The 24,143-nt window shown below is 60.7% G+C and carries 24 protein-coding genes; 11 read left to right on the plus strand and 13 right to left on the minus strand.

Annotated features, from left to right (window positions below):
• Positions 1 to 22: 22 nt before the first annotated feature.
• The gene (locus FHX03_RS11910; RefSeq protein ID WP_183853784.1) at positions 23 to 295 is read right to left on the minus strand and encodes a hypothetical protein; all 273 of its coding nucleotides are present in this window, start codon (positions 293 to 295) and stop codon (positions 23 to 25) included.
• Between the two features lie 5 nt (positions 296 to 300).
• On the opposite strand from FHX03_RS11910, the gene FHX03_RS11915 reads away from it, so the two are divergent.
• Positions 301 to 549, plus strand: a complete 249-nt coding sequence (locus tag FHX03_RS11915) for a hypothetical protein (protein WP_183853786.1) — start codon at positions 301 to 303, stop codon at positions 547 to 549.
• A 232-nt stretch (positions 550 to 781) separates the two neighbouring features.
• On the opposite strand, the gene FHX03_RS34910 is transcribed toward FHX03_RS11915, so the two are convergent.
• The 4 genes from FHX03_RS34910 to FHX03_RS11935 all read right to left on the minus strand — a co-directional run bounded on the left by FHX03_RS34910 (position 782) and on the right by FHX03_RS11935 (position 3,418).
• Positions 782 to 988 carry a helix-turn-helix transcriptional regulator gene (locus FHX03_RS34910; protein WP_183853787.1) on the minus strand — a complete coding sequence of 69 codons (207 nt, stop codon included), beginning with the start codon at positions 986 to 988 and terminating at the stop codon, positions 782 to 784.
• A gap of 239 nt (positions 989 to 1,227) precedes the next feature.
• Positions 1,228 to 2,409: a tyrosine-type recombinase/integrase gene (locus FHX03_RS11925; RefSeq protein WP_183853789.1), complete on the minus strand. Its 1,182-nt coding sequence runs from the start codon at positions 2,407 to 2,409 to the stop codon at positions 1,228 to 1,230.
• 474 nt (positions 2,410 to 2,883) lie between these two features.
• Positions 2,884 to 3,198, minus strand: a complete 315-nt coding sequence (locus FHX03_RS11930) for a hypothetical protein (RefSeq protein WP_183853791.1) — start codon at positions 3,196 to 3,198, stop codon at positions 2,884 to 2,886.
• Between the two features lie 40 nt (positions 3,199 to 3,238).
• Positions 3,239 to 3,418, minus strand: a complete 180-nt coding sequence (locus FHX03_RS11935) for a hypothetical protein (RefSeq protein WP_183853793.1) — start codon at positions 3,416 to 3,418, stop codon at positions 3,239 to 3,241.
• Positions 3,419 to 3,447: 29 nt separating this feature from the next.
• Here FHX03_RS11935 and FHX03_RS11940 point away from each other — a divergent pair, with 29 nt between their 5' ends.
• Complete coding sequence (locus FHX03_RS11940; protein WP_183853795.1) at positions 3,448 to 3,690, plus strand: hypothetical protein; 243 nt, start codon at positions 3,448 to 3,450, stop codon at positions 3,688 to 3,690.
• A 464-nt stretch (positions 3,691 to 4,154) separates the two neighbouring features.
• On the opposite strand, the gene FHX03_RS34415 is transcribed toward FHX03_RS11940, so the two are convergent.
• Positions 4,155 to 4,334, minus strand: a complete 180-nt coding sequence (locus tag FHX03_RS34415) for a hypothetical protein (RefSeq protein ID WP_003586986.1) — start codon at positions 4,332 to 4,334, stop codon at positions 4,155 to 4,157.
• Positions 4,335 to 4,675: 341 nt separating this feature from the next.
• Here FHX03_RS34415 and FHX03_RS11945 point away from each other — a divergent pair, with 341 nt between their 5' ends.
• The 3 genes from FHX03_RS11945 to FHX03_RS11955 all read left to right on the plus strand — a co-directional run bounded on the left by FHX03_RS11945 (position 4,676) and on the right by FHX03_RS11955 (position 8,351).
• A complete protein-coding gene (locus FHX03_RS11945; protein ID WP_183777748.1) occupies positions 4,676 to 5,587 on the plus strand; it encodes a hypothetical protein in 912 nt (303 codons plus the stop codon).
• 157 nt (positions 5,588 to 5,744) lie between these two features.
• The gene (locus FHX03_RS11950; RefSeq protein ID WP_097625267.1) at positions 5,745 to 7,859 is read left to right on the plus strand and encodes a catalase; all 2,115 of its coding nucleotides are present in this window, start codon (positions 5,745 to 5,747) and stop codon (positions 7,857 to 7,859) included.
• A gap of 141 nt (positions 7,860 to 8,000) precedes the next feature.
• A complete protein-coding gene (locus tag FHX03_RS11955) occupies positions 8,001 to 8,351 on the plus strand; it encodes a low affinity iron permease family protein (RefSeq protein WP_183777749.1) in 351 nt (116 codons plus the stop codon).
• A 24-nt stretch (positions 8,352 to 8,375) separates the two neighbouring features.
• Here the strand turns inward: FHX03_RS11955 and FHX03_RS11960 are convergent, their stop codons facing one another.
• Positions 8,376 to 8,783, minus strand: coding sequence for a low affinity iron permease family protein (locus FHX03_RS11960; protein ID WP_097625458.1), 408 nt, complete (start codon positions 8,781 to 8,783; stop codon positions 8,376 to 8,378).
• A 210-nt stretch (positions 8,784 to 8,993) separates the two neighbouring features.
• On the opposite strand from FHX03_RS11960, the gene FHX03_RS11965 reads away from it, so the two are divergent.
• Entirely contained in the window at positions 8,994 to 10,085 is a 1,092-nt protein-coding gene (locus FHX03_RS11965) for an alpha/beta hydrolase family esterase (RefSeq protein WP_097625265.1), read from the plus strand.
• 72 nt (positions 10,086 to 10,157) lie between these two features.
• Here the strand turns inward: FHX03_RS11965 and FHX03_RS11970 are convergent, their stop codons facing one another.
• Positions 10,158 to 10,457: a DUF6074 family protein gene (locus FHX03_RS11970; protein WP_003586992.1), complete on the minus strand. Its 300-nt coding sequence runs from the start codon at positions 10,455 to 10,457 to the stop codon at positions 10,158 to 10,160.
• A gap of 200 nt (positions 10,458 to 10,657) precedes the next feature.
• Between FHX03_RS11970 and FHX03_RS11975 the strand changes: the two genes are divergently transcribed.
• Positions 10,658 to 11,923 (plus strand): glycerate kinase, encoded by a 1,266-nt coding sequence (locus tag FHX03_RS11975; RefSeq protein WP_183853796.1) that lies wholly within the window; start codon positions 10,658 to 10,660, stop codon positions 11,921 to 11,923.
• Between the two features lie 5 nt (positions 11,924 to 11,928).
• On the opposite strand, the gene FHX03_RS11980 is transcribed toward FHX03_RS11975, so the two are convergent.
• The 5 genes from FHX03_RS11980 to FHX03_RS12000 form a co-directional block, all read right to left on the minus strand.
• Positions 11,929 to 12,876 (minus strand): NAD-dependent epimerase/dehydratase family protein, encoded by a 948-nt coding sequence (locus FHX03_RS11980; protein ID WP_183853798.1) that lies wholly within the window; start codon positions 12,874 to 12,876, stop codon positions 11,929 to 11,931.
• A 96-nt stretch (positions 12,877 to 12,972) separates the two neighbouring features.
• Positions 12,973 to 13,929 carry a lytic transglycosylase domain-containing protein gene (locus tag FHX03_RS11985; RefSeq protein WP_183853800.1) on the minus strand — a complete coding sequence of 319 codons (957 nt, stop codon included), beginning with the start codon at positions 13,927 to 13,929 and terminating at the stop codon, positions 12,973 to 12,975.
• Between the two features lie 149 nt (positions 13,930 to 14,078).
• A complete protein-coding gene (locus FHX03_RS11990) occupies positions 14,079 to 14,738 on the minus strand; it encodes a peroxiredoxin (RefSeq protein WP_003573610.1) in 660 nt (219 codons plus the stop codon).
• Positions 14,739 to 15,026: 288 nt separating this feature from the next.
• The gene (locus tag FHX03_RS11995; RefSeq protein ID WP_097625260.1) at positions 15,027 to 16,025 is read right to left on the minus strand and encodes a TRAP transporter substrate-binding protein; all 999 of its coding nucleotides are present in this window, start codon (positions 16,023 to 16,025) and stop codon (positions 15,027 to 15,029) included.
• Between the two features lie 15 nt (positions 16,026 to 16,040).
• On the minus strand, positions 16,041 to 17,867 hold the full coding sequence (locus FHX03_RS12000; RefSeq protein ID WP_183853802.1) for a TRAP transporter large permease subunit: 1,827 nt from the start codon (positions 17,865 to 17,867) through the stop codon (positions 16,041 to 16,043).
• Positions 17,868 to 18,127: 260 nt separating this feature from the next.
• Here FHX03_RS12000 and FHX03_RS12005 point away from each other — a divergent pair, with 260 nt between their 5' ends.
• The 4 genes from FHX03_RS12005 to nirB all read left to right on the plus strand — a co-directional run bounded on the left by FHX03_RS12005 (position 18,128) and on the right by nirB (position 24,139).
• Positions 18,128 to 18,715 (plus strand): ANTAR domain-containing response regulator, encoded by a 588-nt coding sequence (locus tag FHX03_RS12005; RefSeq protein WP_037073146.1) that lies wholly within the window; start codon positions 18,128 to 18,130, stop codon positions 18,713 to 18,715.
• 34 nt (positions 18,716 to 18,749) lie between these two features.
• Positions 18,750 to 20,033, plus strand: coding sequence for a CmpA/NrtA family ABC transporter substrate-binding protein (locus tag FHX03_RS12010; RefSeq protein WP_179867101.1), 1,284 nt, complete (start codon positions 18,750 to 18,752; stop codon positions 20,031 to 20,033).
• A 396-nt stretch (positions 20,034 to 20,429) separates the two neighbouring features.
• A complete protein-coding gene (locus FHX03_RS12015; protein WP_097625257.1) occupies positions 20,430 to 21,671 on the plus strand; it encodes an MFS transporter in 1,242 nt (413 codons plus the stop codon).
• 17 nt (positions 21,672 to 21,688) lie between these two features.
• Positions 21,689 to 24,139, plus strand: coding sequence for a nitrite reductase large subunit NirB (nirB, locus tag FHX03_RS12020; protein WP_183853804.1), 2,451 nt, complete (start codon positions 21,689 to 21,691; stop codon positions 24,137 to 24,139).
• The last annotated feature ends 4 nt before the right edge of the window (positions 24,140 to 24,143 follow it).

A 24,143-nucleotide genomic window follows, 5' to 3' on the forward strand; every position in this document is an offset into this window, starting at 1 on the left:
TTTGGCATTGAGGTACGTTGGCTCAGGCTGCGCTCTCGGAAATGTCATGGGCTGTTGCTGCCTCCAGTTCGATCGATGCTGCTGTGGTGATGGCTTCGGAGAGTTCGCGCGAGAAAGTTGCCGTCCGTCGACTACCTGCCTGCGCGGCGTAGACGATGCGACGACCGTCTGGCGTTTGCAGTAGGCGGAGGCCGTAGAGCCGAACCGTATCGGTAAGCTGCAAGTCAAAAGTCGCGACGAGTTTCATTGCCCCACCGCCAGGATCGGCGATGGGTTTGAGGGCGAGGATTCTCATCAGCCGTGGACGCCGGCAGCGGCTCGGGTCGTACGGGCGGCATCATTCTCGATCTTTTCGATGACGGCCTGCCATACGAACTCGGCGGTCCGGTGGTCGGCGAAGAAGGCATCGCCGACGTAACGAAGCAGTCCGGATTTCGGCGGTGTGCCGTCGGCCCAGTACTCGACAAAGCCAAAACGGCGCCGGTCGCCATTCTCACCTTCTGTCAGCGCAACCCGCTCCGGGAACAAAGCCGGGGCATGGCGATCTAGAACCCGAGCGTCGGCTGGATATCCATTCAAAAAGTCAATGGCGAGGCCGAATCCGCGGACACGTGGTGACGGTGTGGGCGCGATTTGGCGATCACGGATGAAGCGAGATGCACGGGGTTCGTCAGGGATACAGCGCATAGATCTCCTCTCGCCGGCGCAGGGCCGGTCGGCAAATGATGGTGACTGTGGTGGCGGTGGCTATGTCGGCAGCAGCCCGACAAATGTCCAGAAATTAGCCAGCGCGGGCGTCGATCTTGGCATGTACCCAAGCGGTGACTTCTGACCGCACAAATGCGACTCTTCGATCTCCGAGCTCGACGGCGACAGGAAAGCGCCCCTCAGATCGGTACCGATTCAGCATTGTACGAGACATACTTGTCAGCCTGCATGCATCATTCAGCGAAATCAGCAGCGGCGCATTATCATTCGCAGCGGTCATAGCATCCTCCTCTTCGCCTGGACGGAATCCAGCCGTTAGTTGTTTCGATTTATCGGGGTGAAAGCCGGCTCAGCCGGGCTGGCGTGCATGCGTGGCGCAACGGTGCGCGGGGCGGCGAGAAGCTCAATTGGCTTCGAACGGTATGTTCAAAATGTGCTGTAAACTTACGCAAAAGTCAAAATGGATATTTATCGCAGGTTGCAATAAATCTGTTGACGCGCTTTGTAAGATTTCAATGTTTACAGGGCGCAGCAATAAGTCGCCCAGTCTTGCATTAGCTTCCGACGACGATCGAGCGCATCTGATCGCGCGTAGGAGCGTTCAACAGCATCGCCGACAACGTGAGCCAGCGCAGCCTCCGCGATTTCGCGAGGAGCGTGCGCAACTTCGGTAGCCCAATCGCGGAAGGTGCTGCGAAAGCCGTGGACGGTGACGTCTTTGCCGCCCGCCGACCGCATGGCCTTGGCAAGGCTGGCATTCGACAATGGCTTCGAGTCTCGAACACCGGAAAAGACGAACTCGTTGACGCTCTGTGCCTTCATCGACTTGAGGATCTCGACAGCTTTATCAGACAGGGCTACGCGGTGTTCCTTGCCGCCTTTCATGCGAATGGCGGGTATAAGCCAGGTCTTCTTTTCTAGATCGAATTCGGGCCAAATCGCAAAGCGAACCTCGCCGGAACGGCAGGCTGTTAGGATGCACAATTCCAACGCTCTGGCGGACACTCCTCTTACCTCTGATAGCTGCTTCATGAAGGCCGCCGCCTCGGTGTGCGGCAGCGCGGCGTGGTGCTCGGCGCCGACTAGTTCGTTTGGCTTGTGAAGCAGATGTTCCAGGTGGCCTCGCCACGCGGCCGGATTGTCCCCGACACGATGCCCCTCTACTTTGGCTGCGTCAAGCACGCGCTCGATCACCTCGCGAAGCTTCTCGGCTGTCTCCTGTTTCAAGCCCCATATTGGGTTCAGGACAGCAATAACGTCTTTCGTTTTGATGCTCCCCAGCGACTTCGCCCGGATCGGCTTTGCATGATTTTCAATCAGGTTTCGCCACCTTGCCTCAGTTTTTGCGCCTCGCCACCGGCCAGCCTGCACGGCGGCATCGACAAACGCGTCCGCATATTCCCCGAACGTCATAAGCTTCGGCGCGTCAGCCCGCTCCTCCTCGCGGGCAGCAAGAGGATCTATGCCCTGCCGAATGAGCTTGCGAGCGTTCTCGGCTTTATCGCGTGCATCAGCGAGCCCGACCGTATGGAGAGGGCCGAGTCCCATCTCTCGGCGGAGACCGGCGTAGGTGTAGGAGAATACCCAGTAGCGCCCGCCGCCCTTGGTGACCAACCACAGGCCGCCGCCGTCGCGCAGCTTGGGCGATTTGCTAGCCCCGATCGACTTGACCGTTAAGACGTTCCTGGTATGGATCCCCATTCGCCTTCCCCACTTTTTCCCCGCTTTCAGGTAGCGCGCTATAGATAAGCACTTTGGATGAAATGGACAAGTCTTTGCTGTAAAATCAATATCTTAAATATCGATGGGTTGCCACTATGGTGCAGTATGGGCGCTAAAAATTATCCGGCCCGGGGAGCCATTTTCAAGTTAATCGCCTGTTTCGTTGAGAAATCCGAAGACAGGCGTTTTCTTCTCACTTTTAGCCCTAAATCAGCATCCCCTAATCCTTGCGAAAATTCACAAGGCGCTTAAATTCGATCCATCGGATAGCTTTTGCCGGTGACCACGGATGTACTGGCACCGAGCTGATGCAATCAAAGAAGGTCGGCGCGAGCGTTCGCCCCGACCTTTTTCTTTGTTCAGGCGCCGGACACAAAAGGCCCGCCGAGTTGGTAGCTCGACGGGCTGCTGGTTGTGGAGGTCGACGGCCTCAAGAGATCGGAGCACTGCCGACTAAAAATTGAAATACACGGTCACGCCAGATCGACGACGATAGGGGTAATCGTCGCGATAGCCGTAATAGTCGCGATAGCCGTAGTGCCGAGGACGGTAGCACGAGCCGTAATACCGGCAGTCGCGGTAAGCGTACCGGCTTTTCTTCCAGTGGCCATACGCATGTCCATTGCCGTGGCGACGGTCTTTGACCTGCTCGATGTCGGCGGTGTGCATTGCTACCGGTTTCGGCACGAAAATCGGCGCGGCGTTCAGCGGCAGGGCGAAACATGCAGCCAAGACTGTGGCTGCGACTACGGGAAAAAGCTTTTTCATCGGCGCATCCTTTCAGGCCCCGAGTCTCGGTTAATATGCATTAACCTGGCATGAACGGCACTCCGCTGTGGTATTTCCAGAAAGACCAGCCGTCGCGCACCAGTTCGGAAGGAGTGGTGATCGAGCCGGCTATCGGTGTCGGAGGAGCGGAGGTCACGTCGATGTGGCGCGGATTGCGCGACTCGAAAAACAGCGGCGGCGCTTCATGTGCGGTAGCCAAAGAACCACCAAAGGTGTAGAGCCCATCGCATGGCCCTAGACCCGCTCAAAGCACTCTCCGACTATTGCGAAGCCGATTGTACCGTGCAGTTCTGGATCGCCGGCGCGCCCGCAGTTGAATTCGAATCTCTACAGGCCGCTGTGAGTTACGCTAGAAATAATGGCGGACGATGGCAGGAGATCGAAATCACGGTGCATTTGCCGCGCGAGGATATCGTCTACGCAACCGACAAGGTGCACCAGTTGATCGATGCCTTGCCCCGCGGCCAGTGACATTGTTGGAATCGGTCCAAAGATCCACCTCGCAAGAGAATCAGCGTCGCCGCGGTCGTGTGCGCCCACGAGGCGCCCGGCCTTTATCGATGGTGATTGCTCAGGGCCTCTGTCTTGGCGTTCGCCTTTAACGAAAGCAACAAGCGACGAACCGGCCATCTTTGCGTTGCCGGTCTGATGGTATAGAGACTGCGGCAGGACGCGACCGCCATTAACTTAAGAATGGGGTCGGGCGGCAGATTGACGTCACGTCGCTGCCACGAGATCACGTGGCCGTTCTCTCTTGACCGTTGGGGCGTGGGAACCGCGCTCGTGGCTCCTCTCAAACACATTCTATCGCCACGAACATCAAACGGGAATGACGCCAGGAGCCGCTCGCGATCCTGCCGGTCGACCCGCGCGACCGCTCACGGAGCACCTCCGCCCGCAGGCTGCCGTTATTAGCGGACGAGAGCCGACCGCTTCTAATAGCTGCACGAACGGCCATCGCCGGGTCGGAAGCCATCGGCGCAGGCCGGATTCAAGGAATCTCCCGGTTGATATCCCGACGCCGAGCCGTATGAATTCGGCGCCGTCGAGCAGGCGGAAGTGATAAAGGCAAGACTGATTGCTCCGGCCGCTACAAATGCCCGAAATCTGTTCATCGATGCTTCTCCGATTCACGCTGTGATGCAGCCATGAGTTTCTGCCTTTGGGAGTAACGGGAGAATTTCCCCACCTTGAACCCAAGATATAGGTGCGCTCCCCGGCTGGCGTTAGCGCGAGCGCCCTAGATTTCGTCAATCTTTATAATCTGCGTCTGAAGATCGTCGATGATCAAGCGGGCCGGGAACAAACACCGCGGTTAAAAGTTGAGTGGCATCAACAACGTAACGTCAGCTTTGACAGGAGGTCTCTCATGGGTCGCGGTATTCTACTTTGGCTGCTCGGTGTTCCACTGCCTATCATCATCCTTCTTGCTCTGTTTATGCGATAGGAACAGATCATGTCGGTTTCAATGACAGGTTCCGGAGAGGTTGCCACTCCGGTTGAATCCTCCAAATCGGCCATGACATGGGGGCCTATCTTCGGGGGCGCCGCCGCGGCCATTGGCGTCACCCTCATTCTACTGCTGCTTGGATCCGGGCTCGGGCTGACCATGGTGTCGCCCTGGTCGGGGCAAAGCAGTTCGCTCGGGACACTCGGCGTGACGGCGGCAATCTGGCTCGTTCTCGTGCAATGGCTCTCTTCGGCGCTCGGAGGCTACATTACCGGCCGGCTGCGGACGAAATGGGCGGCTGTTCACACGGACGAGGTTTTCTTCCGTGACACGGCTCATGGTTTCCTAAGCTGGGCGCTGGCGACCGTCTTCGTCGCCGGGTTTCTCGCATCATCGTTGACCTCGCTGGCCGGCGCGGGTGCACAAGCCGCGGGATCGGTCGTGGGATCGACCGCCACGGCCGCCGGCACGGCAGCAGCTTCGTCGGCAACCTCGCCGGTGGATCTGTCCACGTCCTATTTTACCGACGCATTGCTGCGCCCTGACCAGGCTCGCGCCGCGGCGACGTCCAATGATGCCGCGGCAACGTCCGAGGTGTCCCGCATCCTCCTCAACGGCGCTGCCCAGGGCCAGGTTCCCGATGACGACAAGGCCTATCTTGCCACCATCGTATCGTCCCGAACGGGTCTTTCCGAAGCCGATGCACGCACCCGCGTCGATACGGTGCTGAAGCGGATCGACGACGCCAAGGTCGCCGCCCAGAAAGCTGCCGATGAGGCACGCAAGGCGGCCTCCACGACGGCCCTGCTCGGCTCGCTGTCGCTTCTGATCGGGGCTTTCATCGCCTCTGCTGCCGCAGCGTTTGGCGGATCGCAACGCGACGAAGAGGAAGATCTCATCGTTGCACGCCGGCTCTGAAAACCGCCGGAAACCGGGGGCGCGGGGTCGAAGGGCCCCGCGCCCTATTTTACGTTTGAACGCAACCCTTCGCCAGGTTGCAGTTTATTTCGCGGCGAGCGGAACATGTCGCCATTTTTGAGCTTCGGTTAGGTCACACCCTTTCCGGAGAAGATAGATGGCCAAGAAGACGAAGACCTCGCCCTCGGACAACGCGACGATTCATGATCAGAAACTGCACCGCGGTGCAGGCGGTGAGTTGCATCAGTTTGCCGAGCACGGCATGCCGGTGCTGACCACAGCACAAGGCGGCCCCGTTTCCGACGATCAGAATACGCTTCGTCTCGGCGCCCGCGGCCCCGCCCTCATCGATGACTTCCATTTTCGCGAGAAGATCTTCCATTTCGACCACGAGCGCATCCCCGAGCGGGTCGTGCATGCGCGGGGTTATGGCGCCCATGGCTATTTCGAAACCTATGAATCGCTGGCCGCCTACACCCGGGCCGATCTGTTCCAACGGCCCGGGGAAAAGACGCCGGCCTTCGTGCGGTTTTCGACAGTCGCCGGCAGCAAGGGGTCCTTCGATCTGGCGCGCGACGTGCGCGGTTTCGCGGTGAAGCTCTACACGCAGCAGGGTAATTGGGATCTGGTCGGCAATAACATTCCCGTCTTCTTCATTCAGGACGCGATCAAATTTCCGGACATCATCCATTCCGTAAAGCCGGAACCCGACAGGCAATTTCCGCAGGCGCAGTCGGCGCATGACAATTTCTGGGACTTCATCTCGCTCACCCCGGAAAGCATGCATATGATCATGTGGGTCATGTCGGACCGCGCCATCCCGCGCTCCTTCCGTTTCATGGAGGGGTTTGGCGTTCACACCTTCCGCTTCGTCAACGCGGCCGATGAATCGACCTTCGTCAAATTCCACTGGAAACCGAAACTCGGCCTGCAGTCCGTCGCCTGGAACGAGGCGGTCAAGATTAATGGTGCGGATCCGGATTTCCATCGCCGCGACCTTTGGCAGTCGATCCAGTCAGGAAACTTCCCGGAGTGGGAACTCTGTGTCCAGCTTTTCGATCAGGATTTCGCCGACACGTTCGACTTCGACATCCTCGATCCGACAAAGATCATTCCCGAGGAGATCCTGCCGGTCAAACCGATCGGCCGTCTGGTGCTCGACCGAATGCCCGAGAACTTTTTCGCCGAGACCGAGCAAGTCGCGTTCATGACGCAGAACGTTCCGCCCGGCATCGATTTCAGCAACGACCCGCTTCTGCAGGGACGGAACTTCTCCTATCTCGACACGCAGCTAAAACGTCTGGGCGGCCCGAATTTCACCCATCTGCCGATCAACGCGCCGAAATGTCCCTTCCACAATTTCCAGCAGGATGGCCACATGGCGATGCGCAATCCTGTCGGACGGGTCAATTACCAGCCGAACTCCTGGAATCAGGGACCGCGAGAATCGCCGGTTCAGGGCTATCGTCACCTGCCGGCCGAGGAGCAGGGTGCCAAGGTCCGGTTGCGGCCGGAAAGCTTTGCCGACCATTACAGCCAGGCCAGGCAGTTCTTCATCAGTCAGACTCCGCCGGAGCAACGCCATATTGCAGCAGCGCTGATCTTCGAATTGAGCAAAGTCGAAACACCGGTCATTCGCGAGCGGATGGTCTCGCATCTTATGAACATCGATGAGACTTTGGCCAGCAAGGTCGGCCACGCACTCGGCTTCAAATCGATGCCGAAGCCTGCCGATGCCGCCATGCCGACGCGCCAGGATCTCGAGCCGTCGCCGGCGCTCAGCATTATCGAGCGCGGTCCGAAGCGGTTCGAAGGACGCAAGCTCGGTATTCTTGTCACCGATGGCAGCGACGCCGCGATCTTCAAGGCGCTGCTTGCCGAGGTCACCGAGCAGAAGGCAACATTCGAAGTGATCGCGCCAAAGATTGGCGGCGTGACGCTCTCGGACGGCAATTGGATCGAGGCGCATCAGATGATCGACGGCGGACCTTCGGTGCTTTACGACGCCGTCGCGCTGCTGCCCTCGTCGGCGGGAAGCAGTGATCTGCTAAAGGAGGCAACGGCCCATGATTTCGTTTCGGATGCCTTCGTGCACTGCAAGTTCATCGGCTATGTGGAAACAGCGCTGCCCCTCATGCAAAGGGCCGGAATTGCCGATTCCCTGGATGAGGGCGTGCTTGCGCTTAGAGCGGCCGGGGATGTCGCGGCCTTTGTTAAAGCGCTTGGCAAACTGCGTGTCTGGGGCCGCGAACCGTCGGTCAAACTGAATTGAACATAGGGTGGCCATAAGAATGGCTCGTCGTCTAAAACCCGCGGAAACGCGGGTTTTAAACTGTTCGCAGCACTTAATGTATTGAGCTTGGATGATGGAAACATCTGCTCCCTCTTTCGTTTATGCGCTGTGGAGAGCCGTATGCGCTGGCGTTTTCGACAGATTTCCGACTTGGCCGTCTTGTGGGCGGGGCATCGCGTGGTCCCTGTCACGCTGGTCGCGTTGGTCGCCATATGGGCGGCGGCGGGCGTCACTTTTTCTTTCCCACGGCAATGGTTTCTGCTGACCAACATGATGGGGACACTCATCATATTTTTTATTCTTCTGCTGGTGCAGCACTCCCAAAATCGGGACATGGTGGCACTCCAAACCAAGCTCGACGAACTGATCCGATCAAGCAAGGCCGGAAATCACTGGATTGCGGCTGAGAAGAAGGAGGTCGAGGCCATCGAGGAAATGCGCCAGCAACACCATGACAAGATGACAAACTGAAAAGTCGCATCGAGGCGATATTCATCAGGTGGAGGCTGCCTCCGCGGCAGATTTCTCATCCGCTTTTTCCTCGACGCATTCGGCTTGCGCGGCAAGCGTCTTGCTCATTTCTCTGAGTTCACCCTCGTCCAGCTTTTCGATGCCGACGAACTTGTTGGCGGCCTGGCTCGTCAGGATGAGTTCGTCCAGCTTGGCCTGGACCGCTTTGCCGTCACGGTTCTGGCTGTTCTGCAACACGAAGACCATCAGGAAAGTGATAATGGTCGTGGTCGTATTGATCACAAGCTGCCAGGTTTCAGAATAGCCGAAAAAGGGTCCCGATACCGCCCAGGCAATCACGAGCGTCAGAGCCGCGACAAAGGTGAACGGCTTTCCCGAGAAATCGGCGACGATGGTTGCAAAGGAAGAGAAGAAGTTGGGTTTGTTCGACATCTGAAAAGCCTCGCTAATTGCAGCGACAATGCTGTCAATCGACAACATCAACGTCATTTCCGGACCGAAGTTCCTCGCCCGGCGAGCCTACCGGCGCTACCGGAAATCCAGCCTGCTCAGAAAATATTGTGCAGCGCAGCAACCTTCGGCCGACTGACGCGTTTACGCAGGCATCACCGCCATCCCGGCTGCTGATTGGCGGAGACTTTCATGAGATCTATGTCCGACACGCTCGCGCGCCTTGCTGCGTTGCGAGGAACGCTTCGCCCCCGCCCCACGCAGGAAAATCCCGATCTGATTGCCCTGGGCACATTTGGTGCAAACCCGGGTGCTTTGGGAGGTTACATCTTCCTGCCGTCGAAGCGCGCAAAGAACATGGCGCTGGTCACCGTCCTGCACGGCTGCACTCAGACCGCCGCCGGCTATGACATCGGGTCGGGGTGGTCGCGATTGGCAGAGGATTATGGTTTCGCGCTGCTGTTTCCCGAGCAGCGAAGGGCAAACAATCCCAACCTCTGCTTCAACTGGTTCAACCCGGAGGATATAGGCCGGGATCATGGCGAGGTCTTTTCCATTCGCCAGATGATCGCAAAGGTCGTTGCGGAGCACAGCATCGACAGCAGGCGCGTATTCGTGACCGGGCTTTCGGCCGGTGGCGCCATGACCGCCGCCATGCTTGCCACCTATCCGGAGATTTTTGCCGGAGGCGCCATCATTGCAGGCCTGCCCTATGCCAGCGCCGCGACCATTCCCGAGGCGTTCGACCGAATGCGCGGTCATGGCGGCCCGACCGCCAAAGAACTGCAACTGCGGTTGAGAAACGCCTCAACCCACAAAGGCCCGTGGCCGACTTTGTCGCTCTGGCAGGGAAGCGCGGACAGAACCGTCGTGCCATCGAATGCAAATGCAATCGTCGACCAATGGAGAAATATCCACGGCATCGACGTATCGCCGTCGCGCGTGGAAAATATCGGACGCCATCAGCGAAGGGTCTGGACCGATGCTCACGGGGTGGAGGTGATCGAGCTCTATACGATTGCCGGAATGGATCACGGCACGCCGCTCGACGTCGGCACCGGCTACGGGGCGAGCGGCCCCTTCATGCTTGACATCGGAATTTCCTCGACCGTCGAAATCGCCAGGTCCTGGGGCCTGGTTCCCTCGTTTGAAAAGCGGCGCAATGTAAAACCCGCTACTGCGCAACCGGAAAACGTCGCAGGTTCATCTGCCATAGGGGATGATCGCGGCGGCATCCAGAAGGTCATTGAAGACGCCCTTCGATCTGCCGGGCTGCTGCGGTAAAGCGACAGAACGGGAGCAAACTGGTTGCCATGCCATTCGCCGGGGGACCGTCCAGATTCAGCGAGAGCGCCGCTATCGGTTCTGAGACTTGGGCAGCGGCCCGTTTTGATGGCTGAGGACGAGTTCGATCTGGACATCCTGCTGAAACTGCAGCACCCGCTCGCCGACGTCGCTCTCCGGCATTCCGGCTGCCAGAAGCTGATCGGCGAGCCTGCGGCATTCAGCCCTCCAGAATGCAATCGCATCCGCGCCATGCCTGCGGCCGAGTTCACGGGCGCAGCGCTCGATATTGGCGGTTCCGGTTCCGGAGGGAAAAGCAATCACCACGCCTTCACTCTGGGCGGCGGGGCGGCAGGTCATTTCAGTAGCCATCGAACACAGGTTCCTTTGATCCTGTTCGTTGTCTACGGGACTATGGTTAATGCTTTCTATCGTTCTTATCCGTTCCTTTCGATGAAGCAGAATTTGCAGTCGACAACCGTCACACTGCTTCGTCTTCGACCTTGACGCCGGCACGGGGATGCGTCGACAGTCGGTGTGACGATCGACACTCCAGGCAGCAGAGACCACCGATGACGATAAGCGCTCCCCGCGATTTCCTGAAAAGCCTGTTCGACGCGGCTGTTCGCGCCGCCGATCCGCTGACCGGCATCAAGGCAAACCTGCCTGACAGGCCGCAGGGAAAGACCGTGGTGATCGGCGCCGGCAAGGGTGCCGCGCAGATGGCGCGAGCGCTCGAAAGCGTGTGGGACGGGCCGCTTACGGGTCTGGTGGTCACGCGCTACGGCTATGGCTGCGACACACGCGACATCGAGATCATCGAGGCTGCCCATCCTGTTCCCGATGCGGCGGGACTTGCAGCGGCAAGACGGCTGACGGAGACGGTGAGCGGACTGACGGAAGACGATCTGGTGATCGCGCTGATCTGCGGCGGCGGCTCGGCGCTGCTGCCCGCCCCGCCGGTGGGGCTGACACTCGAAGACGAGATTGCGCTCAACGAAATCCTGCTCGCCTCGGGGGCGCCGATCTCGGCGATGAACGTCGTGCGCAAGCATCTCTCGACCATCAAAGGCGGGAGACTTGCGGCAGCAACCAGAGCAAGGGTCGTCAGCCTGATCGTCTCCGACATTCCCGGCGACAACCCGGCTCATGTCGCCTCCGGGCCGACAGTGCCTGATGGTTCGACGCGGCACGACGCGCTTGAGATCGTCAAGCAATATGGATTACAGCTGCCGCAGGCAGCCCTCGACCATCTGAACTCACCCAAGGCCGATGCGCCGCGGCCCGACGATCCGGTCTTCCGACGCCACGCGCATCACATCATCGCCTCTGCCGGCGTCTCGCTGGAGGCAGCCGCCGCCCTGGCGAAGTCGCAGGGGATAGTGCCGGCGATCCTTTCGGATGCGATCGAGGGAGAATCGCGTGACGTGGCGCTGGTGCATGCGGCGATCGCCCGCGAGGTGCTCGGCCGGAACAGGCCGTTTTCGAAGCCGGTTGTCATCCTGTCCGGCGGCGAAACGACGGTGACGCTTCGCGCCAAGGGCGGCAAGGGCGGGCGCAACGGCGAATTCGCGCTCGCCATGGCGCTAGCGATCGACGGACAGGAGGGCATTCATCTCCTTGCTGCAGACACGGACGGGATCGACGGCTCCGAGGATAATGCGGGTGCCTTCGCCGATGGCGGCACGGTCAAGCGCCTGCGCGCTGCCCGGCTCGATCCGCGCCGGCTGCTCGACGGCAATGACAGCTATTCGGGCTTTGCCGCCGTCGGCGATCTCTTCGAAACCGGCCCGACCGGTACCAACGTCAATGATTTCAGAGCTATCCTGATCCGTTAGTGGGTCTAGATCCTTCCCTGCCCGATCAGCCAGTCCACAGCCTCCTGCACTGCCTGCAGAGACGTGTATCTCGGGGAGTAACCGAGCAGGCGCCGGGCTTTGGCGATCGAGCAATTCGGGCTGCGGGCGATATGCTCCCATGTCGCCTCCGTATCTTCGGCCGTCTGGCTTTCGGCCCAGACTTCGAATGGGGCGAAGCTGAGTTTCGACTCCCGCCCAAACCAGTGCGACATGGCTTCGGCATAACCGCGAAGCGTCAGCGCCTGCTCCGAAACCGCGTGGAAGCTCTCGCCGGTCGACGCATTCCAGTTGGCGATCGCATCCATGAACATCGCCGCCACGTCATCGGCATGGACGTGATGGACCGTCTCCAGGCCGAAGTTGGGCAGCGCCAGGGCGTCTCCGCGGGCGAGGGTCGAAAAGACCTGCAGGTTGAAATTGCCCGCAGGGTTGAGCGGCGCCCATCCGCGACCGACGATGTGGCCGGGATGAATGATGGTGGCCGGAAAGCCGCGAAGCCTTGCCTGCTGCAACATATAGGTTTCGATCGCCGCCTTCTGGATGCCGTAGTCACCGAAGGGAGACTTCGGCGCCTCTTCGAGTGTCGGCACGGTGCGGGGGTAGCCATGGGTCCAGATGGTGCCGGTGTGCAGGAAATGACCGACATGCCCGGATAGCGCGGTCACCAGCTGCTCGGCACTCTCGAGCGTGAAGCAGATCATGTCGATGACAATATCGGCTTTCACTTCACGCACGGCCGGGCCGAATTCGCCGGTCCGTTCCATCTCGGCCCGATCCATCTGGCGCTGGTCGACGGAGGCCCAGGCGCGATTTTCGGTGTAGGGCTTTGCCGCGCCGCGGCTGATGGTAACGACGTCGTGCCCCGCCTCGACCAGACGAGGAACGAGATAGGTTCCGACATGGCCCGTCGCTCCGATGACCAAAACCCGCATTGTCGTTCCTCCCTTTGCATGATCCGCGCCGACTATGCTGCGCCGTGTCGCGATCCTGCAAGCGGAGTTTTCGCCGCGAATGGGAAAGCGGCCCCGTTATCGATTCTTGAAAACAAGGCAGGTGCCGCCGTGAGTGCGGATCTGGTTGCAGAGGCTGTTGGCTTCCAGGCGCGTCTGCCGGCCGATGCGGGCGGCATAACGCGGGCGAAAGCCGAAGCTGCGATCGCGCTGGCGCAGGATCAGCGGCTGTTCCGCATTGAGCGGCGCAGGCAGATCCTGCACCGCATCGAGAAACATGCGCCGGGCCACCGCGACATCCGCGTTCGCGGCAAGCTGGACACCCCAGGGTGCCCAGTCGCCCTCCTGACGCCACGGCGTGTCCTTCAACGTCCGGCGTTCGGCAAGCGCCACGCAGCCGTCGAAAAAGGGCTTGTCCTTATCGAGCGGGGCTGCCGCAGTTTCCGGCGGCTTTTCCTTCCACTCCTCCACCGTATGGGCGGTGATCGCCATCACGTAGCTGCGCGTCTCGTAAGGCAATCTTCCTGACGTTAGGTAAGAAGCAAGACCGTTTTCGCCGGCATTATAGGCGGCGGCGGCAAGGCCGAGATTGCCGAAACGATTGCGCAATTCGTCGAGATACTGCGCCGATTTCCGGAGCGCCTCCAGCACCTGATAGCTGTCTTCAAGACCGCGCAGTTTCGCCGTTCCGGGCATGAACTGGGCAATACCCTGCGCGCCTTTGAAACTGACCGCGTCGGGGCGAAAGGTGCTTTCGCGCCAGATGAGGCGGGCGAAATATTCCGGCGGCAACTGATTGGCCTCGGCGAAATGCTCGATCGCGGCGCAGAGATCGCGATTGAAACTGTCCTTGCGGATGCAGAGCGTCTCATCCGATCCCGACGCAGAAGGCCCGGAATACAGACAGGCCGGCTCGGCAGCGCTTACTTCCGGCTGGGCCTTTGGCGTGTCTATGACGGTAAACAGAAAGCAGAGCGAAAGCAGGGCCTTCGCCGCTCTCTTCCCCATGCCGGACTGACGCTTTCGCCCTCTCATCGGATCTCAGCAGGTTCGACTTCCATCGTGACGCTGATACTAGATAGCATCGTTCACGGCGCGACGCTTCCCCATTTCGGCAATGGCGCAAGAAAAAGCCGCCGGGGGCAATGGCCGCGGCGGCTTCCAGAACGGCTTGAAAGCAGCGGTCAGGCCGTCGGCTGCTTGGTCTTCCGGAGATAGGGCAGAACCGTATCGAAGGAGCCGAAACGCGTGATCGCGTCTTCATTGGAAACCGCGGCGGTGATGATGACGTCTTCGCCCTGGTTCCAGTTCGCCGGTGTCGCCACCTGGTGCTTGGCCGTCAGCTGGATGGAATCGATGGCACGCAGGATCTCGTTGAAATTCCGGCCCGTCGTCATCGGATAGGTGAGGATCAGCTTGATCTTCTTATCGGGACCAATGATGAAAACCGAACGCACCGTGGCGTTGTCGGCGGGCGTGCGGCCTTCCGAGCTCTCGCCGGCGCCGGCCGGCAGCATATCGTAGAGCTTGGCGACCTTGAGATCCTTGTCGCCGATCAGCGGATATTCGACATCGAAGCCGGTGGCGGTCTTGATGTCGTTCTTCCACTTGGCATGGCTTTCCACGGGATCGACGGAGATGCCGATGATCTTGGCGCCACGCTTGGAAAAATCTCCCGCCAGGCCGGCCATCGCGCCGAGCTCGGTCGTGCAGACCGGCGTGAAATTCTTCGGATGCGAGAACAGGACGGCCCAGCCATTGCCGATCCAGTCATGGAAGCTGATCGGTCCCTGGGTGGTGTCGGCGGTAAAATCGGGGGCAATATCGTTGATGCGTAAGCTCATGGTCGGCCCTCCAAAGCCTTGTGTTTAATGTTGTTTGTTTCAAATCGAGGCCATGGGATCCGTCCGCCGGAAGCGGTCGCGAGATTGCGGTCAACAGGATCGCACCGGCCGAAGGTTAAGAACTTCCCATTCCAGGATTTTAAGTAAGTCATATACCACGATCGCCGAAGGCATGCTCTTTCGATTTCAGGCCTGCGGCGGCATTATTTTTCCGATACATCCGAGCGATGATAAGGCCGATTTTTCAGTCGCCCCTATAGGACCGTCAGCGGTCCGCCCTCCCCCGCTTCAGGCCGCCTGAACGGTTTTAATCCTGTCGATGCCGCCGACGACAGGCGCGAAATCGGCCCAGACACCCTGCGCGCCCTTCTGCCATTCCTCCAAGGCTTCCGGCTTCAACAGCTTTCCGCCATGGCCAAGCGCCGTCTCGACGGACTTCGCCTCGTCGTCGACGATCAGTTGGTTGAAGTAAGCGGCCCCTTCGCTGGAGGCCTGCTCGAATACCGCCTTCTGATCGCCGTTGAGGCCGGCCCAGAAGGCAGAGGAATAATAGATGACGCCTGATGCCCAGATGTGGCCGGTCTCGGTCATATCGGGCACGACCTCATAGAGCTTGAAGCCTGAGTAGGCCGATTTGGTCAGGTCCATCGCGTCGGCGACGCCGGTTGCGAGCGCATTATAGGTCTCGGTGATCGGAATGCCGATCGGCGTGGTGCCGAATGCGCTCCAGAGCTTAGTGTGCAGCGGGCTCTGGATCACACGGATGCGCTTGCCTTTGAGCTGCTCGGGCCGGGTCACCGGTTCCTTGGTCAGGAGATGGCGCGCGCCGTAATTGATGAAATCGCCGACGACGAAATTCTGCGCCTGCAGTTTCTGTTTGAGATCGGCGCCGACATCGCCGCCGACGGTCCTGCGGACATGGTCGGCATCGCGAAAGAGGAAGGGCAGATCGAGGATCTGCAGCTCCGGTGCCCAGCCGGAAAGCGACGAGGCCGTCGAGAGGCTCGCCTGGATCGAACCGAGGCGCACGCCCTCGGCCACTTCCTTCTCGCCGCCGAGCGCACCGTTCCTGACGATATTGAACTTGAACTGGCCTGGAAGCCTGGCTTCGACCAGCTCGCCGATTTTCACCCAGATCTTGGTTTCCGGCTTGTCGTCGCCGAGCAGCGAGGCGATCGTGATCGTCGTCGTGCGGGCGGCGGCCGTGCGGACGAAAGCGGGCGCTGCGAGCGCCGTTCCGGCGAGCGCTGCGAACTTCAGGAGATTGCGTCGGTTGAGATTGTCCATGGATTGTCCTGTTCGTTAGACGATGATGGCCCAGGCGCAGAGGATTGCGAGCGAGACCAGGAGAGCGAGCAGATAGGGAACCACCGCCCGGAAGAGTTCCGAGGCGGGAATGCGGGTGACGCCGCTGACGACGAAGATCAGCATGCCGAGCGGCGGCGTCAGCCCGTGGATCATCAGGTTGACGACGATGATGACGCCGAACTGGATGGGATCGATGCCGGCGGCGATCGCTGCCGGCAGCAGGATCGGACCGAAGAGCAGGATCGCGGCCCCGATGTCGAGAACGAGACCGACGGCGAGCAGAATGACGTTCGACAAAAGGATGACGGCCAGCGCGCTGCCGCCGAGCGCCGTCGTCAGATGGGCGATCAGCGAAGACACGTCGTCGACCGCCAGCAGGAAGGCGAAAGGGCCGGCCGTGCCGATCAGCAGACCGATCGCCGCCGCTTCGACCGCCGCCTGGCGGAAGATGGCATAGAGCGAGAGGATACCGAGACGGGCGCCGATGCCGAGCAGCAGCGTATAGAAGGCGGCGAGCGCTGCCGCTTCCGTCGTCGTGACGATGCCGATGCGGATGCCGACGACGACAATGACACCCAGCCCGAAGGCCGGGATCGCCTGGACCGCCGATTGCCAGCGCTGCCTCGCGGTTGCGCGCGGCAAGGGCACCTGCTCACGCACGGTCAGATGGATGGCGACCGCCAGGCATATGGCCATCAGCCCGCCGGCGAAAAAGCCGCCGACTAGCAGTGCGCCGACGGAAAGATTGGTCGCCGAGGCGAGGATGAGAAAGGCAATCGACGGCGGGATGATGTTGTCGAGAACCGATGTCGAGGCGATGATCGCCGCAGCCTGCGCCGGGTGATAACCGTGCTTGACCAATTCCGGTTGGAAGGTCGATGCGCCGAAGGCGGCATTTGCGACCGAGGAACCGGAAGCGCCGGAAAAGAGAACGCTGGTCAGAAGCGTCGTCTGCGCCAGTCCGGCCCGGCGATGACCGACCATGGCGGCGGCAAAGCGCACGAGCTGATTGGCGACGCCTGATGCCGTCAGCAGGCCGCCGGCGAGCAGGAAGAAAGGAATGGCGAGCAGCAGGAATTTCGAGATACCGGTGACGGTCGCAGAAACGATCGCCGGCTCGGGCAGGCTGCTGCCGAAGGCGATGGCGGCATAGGCTGCGGCGAGAAAGGCGTGCGGCAGCGGTGCGGCAAGTACCAGGCCGATCGCCGCGATCAATCCGAGGAAGATGCTCGGCGGCCAGTCGAGATCGAGCAAGATATGCGGGATGCCAGCATAGAGTGCGATGCCGAGGGCCAGCGAAAGAGCAACCGGCAGGACCCGGCGGTCGGCGATGCGCTGCAGAAGCAGCACGATGAGGATCAGCGCGCCGCCGGCACCGAGGAAGCTGAAGCGGATCCATTCCGGCAGGCCGAGCGTCGGCGAGACGCCGCCAAGCATCGTCACGATCTCGCGGCCGCCGAAAGCGAGGATCAGCGCCGAAAGCACGGTGAAGACATCGGCGCCGATCCGCGTCAGCTTCTGCAGGCCTTCCGGCAGCATCCTGACGAAAACGTCGAGACGCATGGCAAGGGCGCTATTGAGGCTGAGCGGCGCGCCGAGCGCGACCAGCGCCACATTCAGCCAGATTCCGAAATCCTCGGCGCCGATGAAGCCGGTACCGAAGAAATAGCGCAAGCAGACAGTGACGAGCACCATGACGAGCAGCACGGCGAGAACGAGCGCTGCGGCAACGCCGAGAACGGCCTCAATTACGCGCAGTGCCCGCGCCGCAAGCCCGTCATCCCCTGCCCGTTGGATCGGATGAAATTCACTGGTGGCCAATAAAACCTGCCTTCTGCCCCGAGGATCAGGCGCTGCCGACACTCGAAAAGATCGAGGTCGAAAGCGCCACGCCTTTTCGCCCAAACGGAGCGCCTCCTCAAGCGTCAATGGGCTGGAAAAGTTCGCTGTCGATATCGGTCTCGCGCTGTAGAGACGCCTGAAAGTGCGGCAGTATGGTCAATTTTTAAGCACGATAGCTTCTGCACATTTATGAGGCGCAAACCTTGCCAAAATTGCTGCGCTGCGTCATAAATATAATCATGAAGCATCTCGATCTGACGATTCTGGTGATCGACGAAAATGCCATCCGCGCCTCCATCATTGAAGAAGGGCTGCGCGAGGCAGGGCATGCGCGCGTCACCGTCGTGCATGAGGTCAACGGCATCGCGCGAACGATCGAAACGCTGATGCCCGATGTGATCATCATCGATATCGAGAACCCCAACCGCGATATGATGGAGCATCTGTTCCAGCTGACTCGTACAGTCAGCCGTCCGATCGCCATGTTCGTCGATCGCTCCGACACGGCCTCCATCGAGGCTGCGGTCGATGCCGGCGTCTCGGCCTATATCGTCGACGGATTGAAGAAGGAACGCGTCAAACCTATCCTCGACATGGCCGTCAGCCGCTTTAATGCCTTTAGCCGGCTGCGGCGGGAGCTTGCCGATGCCCGCTCGGCGCTGGAGGAACGCAAGCTTATCGAGCGCGCCAAGGGCATCTTGATGAAAATGCGCGGACTGTCCGAGGAAGAGGCCTTCGCCCTGTTGCGCCAGACGGCGATGAACGAAAAGAAGAAGATGTCGGAAATCGCCCAGAGCGTTGTCACCGCCGCGGGACTTTTGATGTGATCGCGGGGCTCCTCAATTTCCGGAGGAAACCGGAGTGGATATGATGACGAACACCGCCAGTTCCAGCGGAGGGCTGCCCTCGCCCGCGCATGTCAACAGTGAAGGGCCGAAGGTGCTACGGGCCGGTTATATTCCGCTCGTCGATGCATCGGTACTGATAGCGGCGGCGGAATTCGGCTTCGCGCAGAAGGAAGGCTTGACGCTCGATCTCGTCAAGGATGTCTCCTGGGCGAATGTGCGCGACCGCCTAGCATTCCGCCAGTTCGACATCGCCCATATGCTGTCGCCGATGCCGGTCGCCTCCATGCTCGGTCTCGGCTCCAATCCCTCGCCGACGATCACACCGTTTTCCCTTGGGCGCGGTGGCAATGCGATCACGCTGTCGACGCGGCTCTTCGACAGGATGCGGGATGACGCCCGATTGCCGGAGATGGCAAGCGCGCTGGATAACGCCCATGCCCTGGCCCAAACGATCGCGGCGATAAAGGCGCGCGGCGCGCCGCTGCCGACGTTCGGGGTTACCTATCCCTTCTCCTCCCACAATTACGAATTTCGCTACTGGCTAGCGGCCGGCGGCATCGATCCCGACAGGGACGTCAAGCTCGTCGTCGTGCCGCCGCCGCTCACCTCGGACGCACTGGCAGCCGGCGCGATAGATGGCTTCTGCGTCGGCGCGCCGTGGAACATGGTCGCCTCGGAGCGCGGTGTCGGCCGCATCGTCGCCGCCAAACAGGACATCTGGCCCTCGGCCCCGGAGAAGGTGATCGGTATGCGGCCGGATTGGGCGGAGAGCCATCCGGAGACCGTTTCCCGGCTGATCGTGGCGCTCGACGCGGCAGCCCGTTGGTGCGACATGCCGGACAATCACGACGCGTTGGCGGCGGTCCTCGCCGATCCGCGCTATATCGCCGCCCCTGTCGGCATCATTCGCCGCGTTCTCGCCGGCGAATTCAACCTCGATGCGAAGGGCAACCGGCGCATTATCGCCGATTATTTCCAGTTTCATTCCGGCTTCGCCAATTACCCGAGACCAAGCCATGCGCTGTGGATCTACAGCCAGATGATCCGCTGGGGACAGGCCGAGACCAGCCTCAACAAGGCGCGGGCCGCCGCCTCCGCCTACCGTCCCGATCTCTATCGCAGAGCGCTCGGCGACGCCAATGCACCTGATGACGCCGACATCCGCATCGAGGGCAATGATGAAGGCGATTGCTTCATGGACGGCCACGTCTTCGATCCGGCGGAACTGCCGGACTATGTTGCGAGCTTTGCCGTCAAAAGCGCCCTGCCCTTCGCCTCCCACAGCGATGAGACCTGATCCATGCCGACCTGCACAAAACGCCAGCAATGTTCGATGCCCACCATCACCGCAACGCACAAAAGATTTGCACGTTTTTTGGCAGCCGCAAAAACGTACAGACGACCAGTTTTTAGAAATTCCATTTCTATTCAGTCACTTAAAGAAACAACACTAAACTGGCACGCAGTTTGCAAGGATACTGGTGCACAGATCAATGGCGATCAGCGCAGTATGAGGGCGCAATAGTCGCTCCGAGAAGACCATGAATTCGGCGTCCAACGGCGGGCGCCACCAGCAAAGCCGCTGATCAGGATATTTCGCGCGCCTCGTGCATGCGCAGCCTGACCAGCGGCTTTTTGTTTTTAACCCCCCCAGCAATGGATCGGCACGACCTTGTCGCGCTACGGAGAAGCCATGTCTGTCATCGAGAAAGCGCAGCCCATGTCCGCCGGCGAACCAGCCAAAGCATTGTGGATTTCCACGGTCGCCTTCACGCTCTGTTTCGCCGTCTGGACGATCTTTGCGATCATCGGCATCCGCATCAAACAGGACCTCGGCTTGAACGAGGCGGAGTTCGGATTGCTGATCGGCACCCCTGTTCTGACCGGTTCGCTTGTGCGCATCGTCCTCGGCATCTGGACGGGGCGTTACGGCGGCCGTCTCGTTTACACCCTCACCATGCTTGCCGCCGCGGTGGCGACCTTCCTGCTCTCCTACGCCCAGACTTATACGCAGATGCTGATCGCCGGCCTCGGCGTCGGGCTTGCCGGCGGCTCCTTCGCGGTCGGCGTTGCCTATGTCTCGCCTTTCTTCCCGGCGGAAAAGCAGGGCACGGCGCTCGGCATCTTCGGCGCCGGCAATGTCGGCGCGGCCGTGACCAAATTCGCTGCTCCCTTCGTGCTGCTCGCTTGGGGCTGGCAGGCGGTTGCCGAGATCTGGGCCGTCTGTCTGGCGCTGATGGCCATCGTCTTCTGGTTCACCACGTCAGATGATCCGGCCTTTCGTCTTCGCCGCGAGCGCGGCGTCGCCTCCAAGAGCCTCGCTCAGGAATTCGCGCCGCTGCAGAACGTCCAGGTCTGGCGTTTCTCGCTCTACTATTTCTTCGCCTTCGGGGGCTTCGTAGCCCTGTCCTTGTGGCTGCCGCGCTATCTGGTCGGCGTCTACGGCTTCAACCTGGAAACTGCCGGCATGATTGCGGCCGCCTACTCCATCCCGGGCAGCATCTTCCGCGCTTTCGGCGGCGTGCTGTCGGACAAGAAGGGGGCGCGCAGCGTGATGTATGCGATGTTGGCCGTCTCGGCCGTAGCCACTCTCATCCTGTCGCTGCCGGCTACGACCATCACGCCTGTTATCTTCATCGTCGTCATCTTCGTGCTCGGCTTCTTCATGAGCCTCGGCAAGGCCGCCGTCTACAAGCACATTCCGGCCTATTACCCTGAAAGCGTCGGCGCCGTCGGCGGCATCGTCGGGATGATGGGCGGTCTCGGCGGCTTCATCCTTCCGATCGCCTTCGGCCTCCTCAAGGACATGACCGGCCTTTGGTCCAGCTGCTTCCTGCTGCTCTTCGCAATCGTCGCGATCTCGCTCGTCTGGATGCACCTGTCCGTCAAGCAATTGTCGCGCCAGGGGGCCTCGGCGCCCGTGGCTGCAACCTGATCTAAGGACTAGGAAACATGAAAGAAAAACTCGTCATCATCGGCAATGGCATGGCGCCCGGGCGCATGCTGGAGCACCTCCTCGAACGGGCGCCCGGACGCTATGAAGTTACGATCTTCAATGCCGAGCCGCGCGTCAATTACGACCGCATCATGCTGTCGCCGGTTCTCTCGGGAGAAAAGGACTACGAGCAGATCATCATTCACGGTGACGGCTGGTACATCAAGCACGGCATCATGCTCTACAAGGGCCACAAGATCGTCAACATCGACCGCGATGCCAAGACGGTCACCTCCGACCACGGCGTAACCGAAAGCTACGACAAGCTGGTGATCGCCACCGGCTCCGTGCCCTTCATCATCCCGGTTCCCGGCAAGGATCTGCCCGGCGTCATTACCTATCGCGATCTCGACGACGTGCAGGCCATGCTGCTTGCCGCCCAGTCGCGCGAAAAGGCGGTCGTCATCGGCGGCGGTCTTTTGGGCCTCGAAGCGGCAGCTGGCCTCGCCCAGCGCGGCATGGACGTCACTGTGCTGCACGTCATGCCGACGCTGATGGAGCGCCAGCTCGATCCCGCCGCCGGCTATCTGTTACAGAAGGCGGTCGAGGAACGCGGCATCAAGGTCATCTGCAAGGCCAATACCAAGGCGATCATCGGCAATGGCAAGGTCGAAGGCATCGAACTCGACGACGGCCGCATCATCCCGGCAACCCTCGTCGTCATGGCCGTCGGCATTCGTCCGAGTGTCGGCCTGGCGAAGGACGCCGGCCTTGCGGTCAATCGCGGCATCGTCGTCGATGCCGGCATGCAGACTTCGGATGGCGATATCTTTGCGCTCGGCGAATGCGCCGAGGTGGGCGGCATGGTCTACGGCCTCGTCGCCCCGCTTTACGAGATGGCCCGCATTGCCGCAGCACATCTCTCGGACGACCATTCGCCGGCTTTCGTGCATGCGGACACGCCGACCAAGCTGAAGGTCACCGGCATCGAACTCTATTCGCTCGGTGATTTCGCCGATGGTGACGACCGCGAGGAGATCGTGCTGCGCGATGCCAGCGCCGGCGTCTACAAGCGCCTGGTGCTGAAGGACAACAAGATTATCGGCACCGTGCTTTACGGCGAGACCGCCGACGGCGCCTGGTTCAACGATCTGAAGAAGAAGGCCACCGATATTTCGGAGATGCGCGAGACGCTGATCTTCGGTCAGGCCTACCAGGGAGGGTCGCCGCTGGACCCTATGGCGGCCGTTGCAGCCTTGCCGGATGACGCGGAGATTTGTGGCTGCAACGGCGTATGCAAGGGCAAGATTACCTCGACGATCACCAGCAAAGGGCTGACGTCGCTCGACGACGTGCGTGCTCATACCAAGGCATCCGCCTCCTGCGGCTCCTGCACCGGCCTCGTCGAACAACTGATGGCGCTGACGCTTGGCGACGGCTACAATCCGGCCGCCGTGCAGCCGATGTGCACCTGCACCGAACTCGGCCATGACGATGTTCGCCGCCTGATCAAGGCGAAAGGTCTGAAGAGCATTCCTGCCGTCATGCAGGAACTGGAATGGAAGACCTCCTGCGGCTGCGCCAAGTGTCGGCCGGCGCTCAACTATTACCTCGTCTGCGACTGGCCGGACGAATATGCCGACGACTACCAGTCGCGCTTCATCAACGAGCGCGTCCACGCCAACATCCAGAAGGACGGCACCTATTCCGTCGTTCCCCGTATGTGGGGCGGCGTCACCAATGCGAACGAGCTGCGCGCCATCGCCGATGTCGTCGACAAGTTCGAGATCCCGATGGTCAAGGTGACGGGCGGCCAGCGCATCGACCTTCTCGGCATCGAGAAGGAAGACCTGCCTGCCGTCTGGGCCGATCTCGGCAAGGCCGGCTTCGTCTCCGGCCAGGCCTATGCCAAGGGCCTGCGTACGGTGAAGACCTGCGTCGGCTCGGACTGGTGCCGTTTCGGCACCCAGGACTCCACCGGTCTCGGCATCCGCATCGAGAGGTTCATGTGGGGCTCCTGGACGCCGGCCAAGCTGAAGATGGCCGTGTCCGGCTGCCCGCGCAATTGCGCGGAAGCAACCTGCAAGGACATCGGCGTGATCTGCGTGGATTCCGGTTTCGAGATCCATTTCGCTGGTGCAGCCGGGCTCGACATCAAGGGCACGGAGGTCCTTGGGCTTGTCCGGACCGAGGACGAGGCGCTGGAGCATATCGTGGCACTGACGCAGATGTACCGCGAGCAGGCCCGCTATCTCGAGCGGATCTACAAGTGGGCCAAGCGCGTCGGCCTGGAGGAAATCCGCCGCCAGATCATGGGCGATGCCGAAAAGCGAAAAGCCTATTACGAACGCTTCGTCTTCAGCCAAAAATTTGCCCAGGTCGATCCCTGGTCAGAGCGTGTCTCCGGCAAGGACAAGCACGAATTCAAGCCGATGGCGACGATCGGCTATCCGCAGGCTGCAGAGTAAGGAG

Source organism: Rhizobium sp. BK456 (assembly GCF_014194045.1).
Taxonomy (GTDB): domain Bacteria; phylum Pseudomonadota; class Alphaproteobacteria; order Rhizobiales; family Rhizobiaceae; genus Rhizobium; species Rhizobium redzepovicii.